Below are 10,336 nucleotides of genomic sequence, written 5' to 3' on the forward strand. Positions count from 1 at the left end.
CGTCGACCACCGGGACGCCTCGCGGGCGCTTGCGGAACCAGTGCCGGTGCACGCGGGCCAGCGTGCGCCACACCTCGGCGGGCAGTGGAGAGCCCTCCTCGGCCGGATCGCCCGCGACCCAGGAGAGGACGAGGGGGTCGGCCGCGAGCAGCCGCGGCACCTCCAGCCCCTCGACGACGCCGATCGCCCGCATCGCCGCGACCTCGACCGGGTCGGCGGTCTTGAGCACGACCGGGAGCTCGCGACCGGCCACCCGCAGGTCGACCCGTTCCACCTCGCCGGAGGCGTACCCGCCTGCCAGGGGTTGGTGGCGGAGGACCTCCGCGGTGCCGCCGAGCCGTCGTCCGACCTCGGCGAGCCAGTCCGTCACCGGAGTCCGAACAGCACACCCAGTGCGACGGCCGCCCCGATGACCAGGCACAGCAGCGCCCACGGCAGCGGACGCCGCTGCCAGGTCCGGCCGTTGTCCAGCGCGATCCGGCCCGCCCCGACGAACAGCAGGGCGGCGGCCCCGGCCGCCATGGCGACGTCGAGCTCGATGGCGTTGGCCGCCTCGGCAGCGAAGAACGGGCCGCCCCACTTGACCGTGATCGCGCAGGCCTTCACCGCGAGCAGCCCGGCCGCGGCGAGCGGGGTGAACAGGCCGAGCACCAGCAGCGCCCCGAGGACCAGCTCCCCGAACCCGAGGGCCCAGGACAGCGTGGAGGCCTGCTGGAACCCGTAGCCGGTGAGGATCGTGGTGGTCTCGCCCAGCCCGCGCCCGCCCCACAGCCCGAACACCTTCTGCACGCCGTGGGCCAGGAACAGCCCGCCGATCCCGAGCCGGAGGATCAGCATCCCGAGGTCGGCGCCGCTGTTCCAGGCGACGGGGCGCCGGTTCTCCTTCGTCGCCGCGGGCGGCTGCGTCCCGCCGAGGCTGCCGATGTCGAACTGCCGGGTGGGGTCGCTCATGGTCGCCAGCGTATCGGCGGACACGCCCGACACGGCGGTCCCGACCAGCGTGTTCGGCCACGATCGGGTTTCGACGGGCCGGCGCGTCGTCCGGTGCGGGACACTAGTACCCGTCCCGCACCACGTTCGGCGGCTCCTCACCGCGCAGGTAGTACTCGAGCTGCTCCCTGACCACGCCGAACGCGCGGTCCAGCGCGCCCGGCACGCTGCCGCCCACGTGCGGGGTGAGCAACAGGCCGGGTGCCTCCCACAGCGGGTGGCCCGCGGGCAGCGGCTCCGGGTCTGTGACGTCGAGGGCCGCGCGCAGGCGCCCCGAGGTCAGCTCGGCGAGCAGGGCGTCCGTGTCCGCGACGGGCCCGCGGGCTCCGTTGACCAAGACCGCGCCGTCGGGCATCGCGGCGAGGAAGTCGGCGTCGACGAGGCCCCGGGTCGCCTCGGTGAGGGGCACGACGACCACGCAGGCGTCGTGCTCGGCGAGCAGGCCGTGCACCTCCGCGATGCCGTGGACGCCGTCGCGCGGGCGGCGGCCGACGAGCGTCGTCGTGACGTCGAACGGGGTCAGCCTGCGCACGATGTGCTCGGCCACGTCCCCCGCGCCGACGACCAGGACCCGCTTGCCGCCGAGCTCGTCGGTGACGTGCTGGGTCCACTCGCCGCGCTCCTGCGCGCGGACGAACCCGGGCAGCTCGCGGTAGACCGCCAGCAGCGCCCCCACGACCCACTCCGCCGTCGCGCCGCCGTGCGCACCCTTGCCGTCGGACAGCAGGACGCCCTCCGGGAGCCTGCCGACCCACACCTCGGCACCGGCGGTGAGGAGCTGGACCAGCCGCAGCTTCGGCAGGGCCTGGGCGATCTCGACGGTCCGGGGGCCGCTGAGGAACGACGGGACCAGCACCTCCGCCTCGTCCGCCCCGGCGGGCAGCGGCTCGGTGGGGTCGTAGAGGAGCGGGCGGACCCCCAGGTCGGACAGGGCGTCGACGCCGCGCGGGTGCGGGACCAGGACCACGGTCATGTCCGGGACGCTACCCCTGCTCACGGGCCGCTCACCTCGCGATGCCTAGCCTGGTGCCGTGCCCGTCCGCCGCCAGCTGTTGATCGTGCTGATCGCGGTGCTCGGGCTGCTCGCGGGCTGCGCGTCCTTCCCCGACGAGGGCCCGCGGGACTGGCAGGAGAAGATCGAGGGGCAGGGCGAGCTGGGCGGCCCGCCGTCGGTCGCACCCCCGCCCGACGGCGACTCGAACGAGGGGGACTCCGGCGAGGCCCCCGGCCAGGGCGGCCCCCAGGTGCCCGCGGGCTGCGAGGATCCCGATCCCCAGGTCGTCGCGACGTGCCTCGACCCGGTCGGGGCCGTCGCCGTGCTGCCGAGCGGGGTGAGCGCGCTCGTGGGCGAGCGGGCCACGGGGCGGGTGCTGCGGGTCGAGCGGGACAAGGCGCCGGTGCTCGTCTCCACCATCGCGGTCGACGCCTCCGGCGGCGGCGGGCTCACCGGCCTCGTCCTCTCCCCCACCTACGCCGAGGACCAGCTCGTCTACGCCTACGCGACCACGCCCGAGGACAACCGGGTGCTGCGCCTGGCACCGAACGAGCCGCCGAAGCCGGTGCTCGTCGGGATCCCCAAGGGACCCTCGGGCAACGGGGGCGCGCTGGGCGTCGACGCGGGCAACACGCTGCTCGTGGCCACCGGCAACGCGGGCGGCGCTCCGCCGGAGACGTTGGCGGGCAAGGTCTTGCGGATCGACACGCTCGGCAGGCCCGCCCCGGCCAACCCCGACCCGGCCTCGCCGGTGCTGAGCACCGGGCTCACCGCGCCCGGCGGGATCTGCTCCGACCCGACCACCCAGTCCGCCTGGGTCACCGACCGCACCTCGGCGCGAGACGTCCTGTTCCGGGTCGAGCCCGGCCCGCTCGGGCCCGCCGCCTGGACCTGGCCGGACCGCCCCGGCGTCGCGGGCTGCATGGCCCAGCCCGGCGTCGTCGCGGTGGCCCTGACCGGCGGCGCGGCGCTGTCGGTGCTGCGCCCGGCCGAGGACGGCAGCTTCACCGGCGCCCCCGAGACCCTCCTCGGCGGGGTCTACGGCAGGCTCAACGCGGCCACCCTGGGCTCCGACGGCCTGCTCTGGCTGGGCACGGTCAACAAGTCCGGCGGCAAGCCGGTCCCCAGCGACGACCGGGTCATCCGGGTCCAGCCCCCCAGCGGCGGCGGGGCCTCCCGCGCCTGACAGCGGCTGTTCGGGAGCTCCGAGGCGGGTAGCGTCGGCCGATGGCCGAACAGACTCTCAGCGACCGGGCCCGCGAGGCCGTCCTCCAGGCGATCGTGAAGGCGGCCCCGACGGTGGGCAACAGCCCGGCGGGGATCCGCGACCTTGCGGAGGCCTACGCCCTGCTGGAGCGCGACCTGCTCCCGGTCGCGGGTGTGGTGCAGAACAAGACCTGACCCTCGTGAGTGGCGATAGTCGCCAGAACAGGTCGCCAGAGCGACCATCGCCACTCACAGGGTGTCAGGTGCAGCGTTCGATGATCAGCTCGCGGACCCGCTTGGCGTCCGCCTGGCCCTTCGTGGCCTTCATGACCGCGCCCACGATCGCGCCCGCGGCCTGGACCTTGCCGCTCTTGATCTTCTCGACGACGTCCGGCTGGGCCGCGAGGGCCTCGTCGACCGCCGCGATCAGGGCGCCGTCGTCCGAGACGACCTTCAGCCCGCGCGCCTCGACGACCGTGTCCGGCTCGCCCTCCCCCGCCAGCACGCCGTCGACGACCTGGCGGGCCAGCTTGTTGTTCAGGTCACCGGACGCGACCAGCGCGACGACCCGCGCCACCTGCAGCGGCGTGATCGGCAGCTGGTCCAGCTCGACGCCGCGGGTGTTCGCCTGCTGGGTCAGGTACGCGACCCACCACGAGCGGGCCTCGCCCGCCGGGGCGCCCGCCGCGACCGTGGCCTCGATCAGGTCGAGCGCACCGGCGTTGACCAGGTCGCGGAGCTCCTCGTCGGAGAGGCCCCAGGACTCCTGGATGCGCGCACGACGCTCCCACGGCTTCTCCGGCAGGGTCCCGCGGAGCTCCTCCACCCACTCGGCGGACGGCGCGATCGGCACCAGGTCGGGCTCGGGGAAGTACCGGTAGTCCTCCGAGGTCTCCTTGCGCCGCCCCGCGCGGGTGGTGCCGGACTGCTCCTCGAAGTGCCGCGTCTCCTGGACGATCTCACCGCCCGCGTCGAGCACACCGGCCTGGCGGGACATCTCGTACCGGACCGCCCGCTCGACCGACCGCAGCGAGTTGACGTTCTTCGTCTCGGTGCGGGTACCCAGCACGCCGGAGCCGGTGGGCGAGAGCGAGAGGTTGACGTCGCACCGCATGGAGCCCTGGTCCATCCGCACGTCCGAGACGCCGAGCGACTTGACCAGGTCCCGCAGCTGCGTGACGTACGCCCGCGCCACCTCGGGCGCCCGCCCGCCGGTGTCCGGGATCATCTTCGTGACGATCTCGATCAGCGGCACGCCCGCGCGGTTGTAGTCCAGCAGCGAGTACTCGGCGCCGTGGATGCGACCGGTGGCCCCGCCGACGTGCAGCGACTTGCCGGTGTCCTCCTCCATGTGCGCGCGCTCGATCTCGACCCGCACCGTCGAGCCGTCGTCGAGCGTGACGTCCATGTACCCGTCGACGCAGATCGGCTCGTCGTACTGGCTGGTCTGGAAGTTCTTCGGCATGTCCGGGTAGAAGTAGTTCTTCCGGGCGAACCGGCCCCAGGGCGCGATCGAGCAGTTCAGCGCCAGCCCGATCCGGATCGCGGACTCGACCGCGGTCCGGTTGACCACCGGCAGCGAGCCGGGCAGGCCGAGGCACGTGGGGCAGACCTGGGTGTTCGGCTCGGCGCCGAACTCCGTGGGGCAGCCGCAGAACATCTTCGTGTTCGTGGACAGCTCCACGTGGACCTCGAGCCCGAGCGTGGGCTCGTACCGGGCGACGACGTCCGCGTAGTCGACGAGGACAGGGGCGGTCATCGCGCCACCTCCGGAGCGGTCAGGGCGCCCTCGTCCGCGAGGCGCGACGCCTCGAACGCGGCACCGACGCGGTACATCACGGCCTCGCCCAGCGCGGGCGCCATGATCTGCAGCCCGACGGGCAGCCCGTCCTCCTCGGCGAGCCCGCTGGGCACGGACATCCCCGCGACGCCCGCCAGGTTGGTCGGGATGGTCGCGAGGTCGTTGAGGTACATGGCCAGCGGGTCGTCCACCTTCTCGCCGATCGGGAACGCCGTGGTGGGCGCCGTGGGCGACACGAGCACGTCCGCCTTCGCGAACGCGGCGGCGAAGTCCCGGCTGATCAGCGTGCGGACCTTCTGGGCCTGGCCGTAGTAGGCGTCGTAGTAGCCCGACGACAGGGCGTAGGTCCCCAGGATGATCCGCCGCTTGACCTCGGGGCCGAACCCGGCCTCGCGGGTCGCCGCCATGACCTCCTCGGCGCTCGCGCCCTCGGCCACGCGCAGGCCGTACCGCATCGCGTCGAAGCGGGCCAGGTTGGAGGAGACCTCCGACGGCAGGATCAGGTAGTACGCCGCCATGCCGTACTCGAAGTGCGGGCAGGAGACCTCGACGATCTCGGCGCCGAGCTTCTCCAGCCGCTGCAGCGCCGCGTCGAACGACGCCCGCACGCCGGGCTGGTAGCCCTCGCCGCCGAGCTCGCGCACGACCCCGACCCGCAGGCCCGACAGGTCACCCTGCGCGCCGAGCCTGGCGGCCTCGACCACCGACGGCACGGGCGCGTCGATCGAGGTGGAGTCCAGCGGGTCGTACCCGCCGATGACCTCGTGCAACAGCGCGGCGTCGAGCACGGTGCGGGCGCAGGGCCCGCCCTGGTCCAGCGACGACGCGCAGGCGACCAGGCCGTAGCGGGACACCCCGCCGTACGTCGGCTTGACGCCCACGGTGCCGGTCACGGCCGCGGGCTGACGGATCGAGCCGCCCGTGTCCGTGCCGATCGCCAGCGGCGCCTCGAACGCGGCCAGCGCGGCCGCGGAGCCGCCGCCGGACCCGCCGGGGATCCGGGACAGGTCCCACGGGTTGTGGGTGGGGCCGTACGCCGAGTGCTCGGTGGAGGAGCCCATGGCGAACTCGTCCATGTTCGTCTTGCCGAGGATCGTGATCCCGGCCGCGCGCAGCCGAGCGGTGACCGTGGCGTCGTACGGCGGGCGCCAGCCCTCGAGGATCTTCGAGCCGCAGGTCGTGGGCATGTCGATCGTCGCGAAGACGTCCTTGAGCGCCAGCGGCACCCCGGCCAGCGGCGAGGCGGGCGCAGAACCCGCCTTGACCTGCTCGTCCACCAGCGCGGCGCTCGCCAGCGCGGCCTCGGCGCCGACGTGCAGGAACGCGTGCACGGACCCGTCGACCTCGGCGATCCGGTCGAGGTGGGCCTGCGCGGCCTCGACGGCCGAGACCTCGCCGCTCTGGATCCGCCCCGCCAGCTCGGCGGCGGACAGCGTGATCACGCTCACTGCTCCTCCCCCAGGATCCGCGGCACCCGGAAACGCCCGTCCTCGGCGGCGGGCGCGCCGGACAACGCCTGCTCCTGGGAGAGCCCCGGCCTGCGCACGTCCGGCCGGAACACGTTCTCCAGCGGCACCGCGTGGGAGGTCGGCGGGATGTCGTCGGCGGCGACCTCGCCGACCCGGGCGACCGAGCCGAGGATGACGTCCAGCTGGCCCGCGAAGACGTCCAGCTCCTCGTCGGTCACGGCCAGCCGGGCCAGCCGGGCGAGGTGCGCGACCTCGTCCCGCGAGATGGCGCCAGATTCGGCGGGCATGTCTCTCCAGAAGAGTCGTGGGGATGTGGTCCTGAGTCTATTCGCGCCCGCCGGCGGTTCTCGCGAGCCCCGCCGGCAGGCGACCGGGGCACTGTCAACCCCCCGCGACCGCCCGGCCACGCAAGGCGTTTGGCAGGATCGACCACGGCGACGCCCCGCGGCTGCGGATCGGCGTCGTTGTGGTGTGCACGAGGTGGCGAGGAGGACAGAGGGCGTGTCGTACCTGCTCCGGGTGGTCCTGCCGGACAAGCCGGGCATCCTGGGCGCCGTCGCGACCGCGCTCGGTGGGGCGGGGGCGGACATCCTCGGTGTCGACGTCGTCGAGCGCGTCGACGGCCAGGCCGTGGACGACCTCGCGATCGAGCTGCCCTCCGGCCGCCCGCCGGACGTGCTGATCACCGCCGCCGAGTCGGTGCCCGGTGTGCAGGTCGAGTCCGTCCGGCCCTACTCCGGGCGGCTGGACACCCATCGCGAGCTCGAGCTGGTCGACGCCATCGCGTCCGACCCGGCGAACGGGCTCGGCAGGCTCGCCGAGGAGGTCCCGCGGCTGTTCCGCGCGGGCTGGGCGATCGTGGCCGTGCGCGAGGAGGGCCGCTCCTACCGGCTCGCGGACTCCTCCGCCTCCCCGGAGACGCGCGCGGGCGACCTGCCGTGGCTGCCGCTGGAGAAGGCGATGGTCGTGGATCCCGAGGTCCACTGGGTGCCCGAGCCGTGGAGCGCGCTGGACACCGAGCTGGCCGCGGCGCCGTTCGGCACGTCGCTGCCCGCGAAGGCGCTCGTGGTGGGCCGACCGGGCGGACCGGCGTTCCGGCCGTCGGAGCTGGCCCGGCTGACCCATCTGGCGGGCATCGTCGCCGCGGTACTGGGTGTCTGATGGACCGGCCGTGGTCGCGGGTCCCGGCCTCGACGGGGGCCGCGCTCCGGCCGTACGTCGTGGGCGCCACGGACGCGATGATCACCGCGGTCCGCGCCGAGGTGCGGGACTACCAGCTGCCGCTGCAGGGCAACTTCGGCACCCGGATCACCCAGGGCGTGACGTACGCGTTGGACCAGTTCGTCGGCCTGCTCGGCTCGGACACCGACCTGCCGGACACCCGCATCTACGCCGAGCTCGGCCGCGTCGAGCACCGGCACGGCCGGACCCTCGCCGCGCTGCAGGCCGCCTACCAGATCGGCACGCGCACGGCCTGGCAGGCGATCGGTGACAGTCCCGCCGCGAAGGCCCTGCCGCCGACGGTGATCTTCGCGCTGCCCGCCGAGACCCTGCGGCGCTACACCGCCCTGCTCGGCTCGGACGTCGAGCACGTCTACGCCGCGAACCTCGGCGTTCGGGGTGAGGCGTTCCGCCAGGTGGGGGGCTTCCCCGCGGTGGTCCACGGGGAGGAGCACGCGTTGCTCGCGCGGCTGCGCGCCCACGGGTTCCGGGTCGTCGTCGCCCCCGACGTGCGGGTGCGGACGAGCTCTCGGACCCGGGGCCGCGCCACCGGGGGGCTGGCCGACCTGTTGCGGGGTATGGGCGCCTGACCTGCGGCGATTCGTCCAAGTGCGGGATGGGGGGGAGGGGGGTAGGGTCAAGGAGCACTCGAGGTACAGCCAGTTGCCTCCCGCACCATCCGGGAGGAGGCTCCCATGTCCGTCGATACTGTCGTCCCCGTTCCCGACGCCGTCGAGACCGTCGAGACGGTGGACACGACCACACGGCGTCCGAGTGAGTACGCCGACCAGATGCCCCGGCTGGAGCGTTTCGCCGCGCTCGCCGAGGACGATCCCGAACGCGCCGAGCTCCGGTCGAGCCTGATCGTCGAGTTCCTGCCGGTGGTCCACCACCTCGCCCAGCGCCACGGTCGGGGCTACCGGGCGGGGATCGAGGACCTGGTGCAGGTCGGAACCGTCGGGCTCATCAACGCCCTGGACCGGTGGGACCCCGTCCAGGCCCGCGGCGACTTCCTCGGCTACCTGATCCCGTGCGTCCGCGGGGAGATCCTGCGCTACTTCCGCGACCGCACCTGGTCGATGCGCGTACCCCGCAGGCTGAAGGACCTCAGCGTGGCGATCACCCGGGCCACCGGCCCGCTCTCGCACGAGCTCGGCCGCGCGCCCCGACCCAGCGAACTGGCCGCCCACCTGGGCGTCGACCGCGAGGAGGTGCTCGAGGCGCTCGCCGCGAAGGCGAACCAGCATGCCGGTTCCCTCACCGCGGTCGACGACGAGAGCGACCGCCCGCTGGCGGACACCCTCGGTTCCCGGGACCGCGGTCTGGACAAGGTGGAGTACCGCGAGTCGCTCCGCCCGCTGATCGAGCGCCTGCCCCACCGCGAACGGCGGATCCTGATGCTGCGGTTCTTCGACGACCGCACCCAGACCCAGATCGCGGAGGAGATCGGCATCTCCCAGATGCACGTCTCGCGGCTGCTCGCCCGCACCCTCGCCGAGCTCCGGCAGGGCCTGGACGTGTGAGCGGGGCCTGATCAGGGTTCGGTCGGGCGGTCCAGGTACCGGACGACGGCGAGGACGCGGCGATGGTCGTCCGGGCTCGGCGGGAGCTCCAGGGCGTCGTAGATCTGGGCGGCGTGTCGGGCGACCGCCTTCTCGCTGATGCCCAGGCGGGCGGCGATCGCCAGGTTGCTGCGCCCCTGGGCGACGAGGCCGAGCACCTGGAGCTGTCGGGGTGTCAGCCGGTCCGCCGCTCCCGCCCGCGCCGAGCGGTCGACCAGCACGGACACGACCTCGGGATCGAGGACGACGCCGCCGCGCGCCACGCGCCGGACGTCCTCGCAGAACCCGGGCACGTCCGTCACCCGGTGCTTGAGCAGGTAGCCGACCGCGCCCGACTGCCCGGCGAGCAGGGCGGTCGCGTACCGGCGGGACACGTGCTGCGAGAGCACCACCACCGGGAGCGAGCCGCGCAGGTCGAGGGCCGCGCGCAGCCCGTCGTCCGTCCGGTCCGGGGGCATCCGGATGTCCGTGACCACGACGTCGGGGTGCTCGGCGGCCGCGGCCGCGCGCAGCGCTGTGGCGTCCCCGACGGCGGACACCACCTCGAACCCGTTGCCGGACAACACCAGGGTGAGCCCCTCCCGCAGCAGCGGCTCGTCCTCGCCGATCACGACCCGCACGGCAGCCTCCCGCACAGGCGGGTGCCGCCCGTCGCCAGGTCCGCGAGCTCGAACACCCCGCCGAGCGACTCCACCCGGTCCCGAGCGCCGCGCAGGCCTGCGCCGCGCCCGTCCGCCCTGGCCCCGCCGCGGCCGTCGTCGCACACCTCGACCTCGAGCCAGTCCCCGCGCCTGCGGGCCCGCACGACGAGCCGGGACGCGTCGGCGTGCTTCACGGCGTTCGTCAGCGCCTCCGCGACGAAGAAGTACGCGGTGCTCTGCACCACCGGCGGGAGCTCGCCGGGGTCGACGTCCACCGTGGTCGGGACGGGCATCCGGTCGGCCAGGTCCTCGACGGCCGCCTCCAGCCCCGCCTCGACCAGCATCGCGGGCATCACGCCGTGCACCAGGCCCCGCAGCTCGTCGATCACCAGGTCGAGGCCCGCGCGCAGCTCGGGCGGCGTGCCCGCGCCACCCGCCTGCAGCCGCAGCAG

At 74.3% G+C, this 10,336-nt stretch carries 13 protein-coding genes; 5 read left to right on the top strand and 8 right to left on the bottom strand.

The genetic code is table 11. From position 1 onward, the window contains the following. The 3 genes from H5J29_RS09615 to H5J29_RS09625 all read right to left on the bottom strand — a co-directional run. Nucleotides 1-370, bottom strand: a 370-nt coding sequence (locus H5J29_RS09615; RefSeq protein ID WP_181780577.1) for a hypothetical protein, incomplete at its 3' end; no start/stop codon positions are given. Further along, nucleotides 367-951: a DoxX family protein gene (locus H5J29_RS09620; protein WP_181780578.1), complete on the bottom strand. Its 585-nt coding sequence runs from the start codon at nt 949-951 to the stop codon at nt 367-369. The genes H5J29_RS09620 and H5J29_RS09615, both read right to left, overlap by 4 nt. A 103-nt stretch (nt 952-1,054) precedes the next feature. Then, nucleotides 1,055-1,963 (bottom strand): 2-hydroxyacid dehydrogenase, encoded by a 909-nt coding sequence (locus H5J29_RS09625; RefSeq protein WP_181780587.1) that lies wholly within the window; start codon nt 1,961-1,963, stop codon nt 1,055-1,057. Between the two features lie 58 nt (nt 1,964-2,021). Between H5J29_RS09625 and H5J29_RS09630 the strand changes: the two genes are divergently transcribed. Further along, nucleotides 2,022-3,170: a PQQ-dependent sugar dehydrogenase gene (locus tag H5J29_RS09630; RefSeq protein WP_312858134.1), complete on the top strand. Its 1,149-nt coding sequence runs from the start codon at nt 2,022-2,024 to the stop codon at nt 3,168-3,170. A gap of 41 nt (nt 3,171-3,211) precedes the next feature. Next, nucleotides 3,212-3,385 carry a hypothetical protein gene (locus H5J29_RS09635; protein WP_181780579.1) on the top strand — a complete coding sequence of 58 codons (174 nt, stop codon included), beginning with the start codon at nt 3,212-3,214 and terminating at the stop codon, nt 3,383-3,385. Nucleotides 3,386-3,449: 64 nt separating this feature from the next. Here H5J29_RS09635 and gatB read toward each other — a convergent pair whose 3' ends face one another. From gatB to gatC, 3 genes are read right to left on the bottom strand one after another with little or no spacing between them, the layout of a single operon-like run. Continuing rightward, the gene (gene gatB / locus H5J29_RS09640; protein WP_181780580.1) at nt 3,450-4,949 is read right to left on the bottom strand and encodes an Asp-tRNA(Asn)/Glu-tRNA(Gln) amidotransferase subunit GatB; all 1,500 of its coding nucleotides are present in this window, start codon (nt 4,947-4,949) and stop codon (nt 3,450-3,452) included. Further along, entirely contained in the window at nt 4,946-6,439 is a 1,494-nt protein-coding gene (gene gatA, locus H5J29_RS09645; RefSeq protein WP_181780581.1) for an Asp-tRNA(Asn)/Glu-tRNA(Gln) amidotransferase subunit GatA, read from the bottom strand. Before gatA ends, gatB begins: the two co-directional genes overlap by 4 nt. Further along, on the bottom strand, nt 6,436-6,747 hold the full coding sequence (gene gatC / locus H5J29_RS09650; RefSeq protein ID WP_181780582.1) for an Asp-tRNA(Asn)/Glu-tRNA(Gln) amidotransferase subunit GatC: 312 nt from the start codon (nt 6,745-6,747) through the stop codon (nt 6,436-6,438). Before gatC ends, gatA begins: the two co-directional genes overlap by 4 nt. A 214-nt stretch (nt 6,748-6,961) precedes the next feature. On the opposite strand from gatC, the gene H5J29_RS09655 reads away from it, so the two are divergent. The 3 genes from H5J29_RS09655 (at nt 6,962) to H5J29_RS09665 (ending at nt 9,204) form a co-directional block, all read left to right on the top strand. Beyond that, a complete protein-coding gene (locus H5J29_RS09655) occupies nt 6,962-7,621 on the top strand; it encodes an ACT domain-containing protein (RefSeq protein ID WP_181780583.1) in 660 nt (219 codons plus the stop codon). Beyond that, entirely contained in the window at nt 7,621-8,271 is a 651-nt protein-coding gene (locus tag H5J29_RS09660; protein WP_181780584.1) for a glycosyltransferase family 2 protein, read from the top strand. Before H5J29_RS09655 ends, H5J29_RS09660 begins: the two co-directional genes overlap by 1 nt. Before the next feature lie 105 nt (nt 8,272-8,376). Continuing rightward, on the top strand, nt 8,377-9,204 hold the full coding sequence (locus H5J29_RS09665) for a SigB/SigF/SigG family RNA polymerase sigma factor (protein WP_181780585.1): 828 nt from the start codon (nt 8,377-8,379) through the stop codon (nt 9,202-9,204). An 11-nt stretch (nt 9,205-9,215) separates the two neighbouring features. On the opposite strand, the gene H5J29_RS09670 is transcribed toward H5J29_RS09665, so the two are convergent. Together H5J29_RS09670 and H5J29_RS34890 are read right to left on the bottom strand one after the other, a co-directional pair. Next, nucleotides 9,216-9,863: a response regulator transcription factor gene (locus H5J29_RS09670; RefSeq protein WP_181780586.1), complete on the bottom strand. Its 648-nt coding sequence runs from the start codon at nt 9,861-9,863 to the stop codon at nt 9,216-9,218. Next, nucleotides 9,851-10,336 (bottom strand): sensor histidine kinase (locus tag H5J29_RS34890; RefSeq protein WP_376768513.1); only part of this gene is annotated, 486 nt, incomplete at its 5' end. The genes H5J29_RS34890 and H5J29_RS09670, both read right to left, overlap by 13 nt.

The sequence above is a fragment of the Pseudonocardia pini genome, from assembly GCF_013870575.1.
Lineage (GTDB): Bacteria > Actinomycetota > Actinomycetes > Mycobacteriales > Pseudonocardiaceae > Pseudonocardia > Pseudonocardia pini.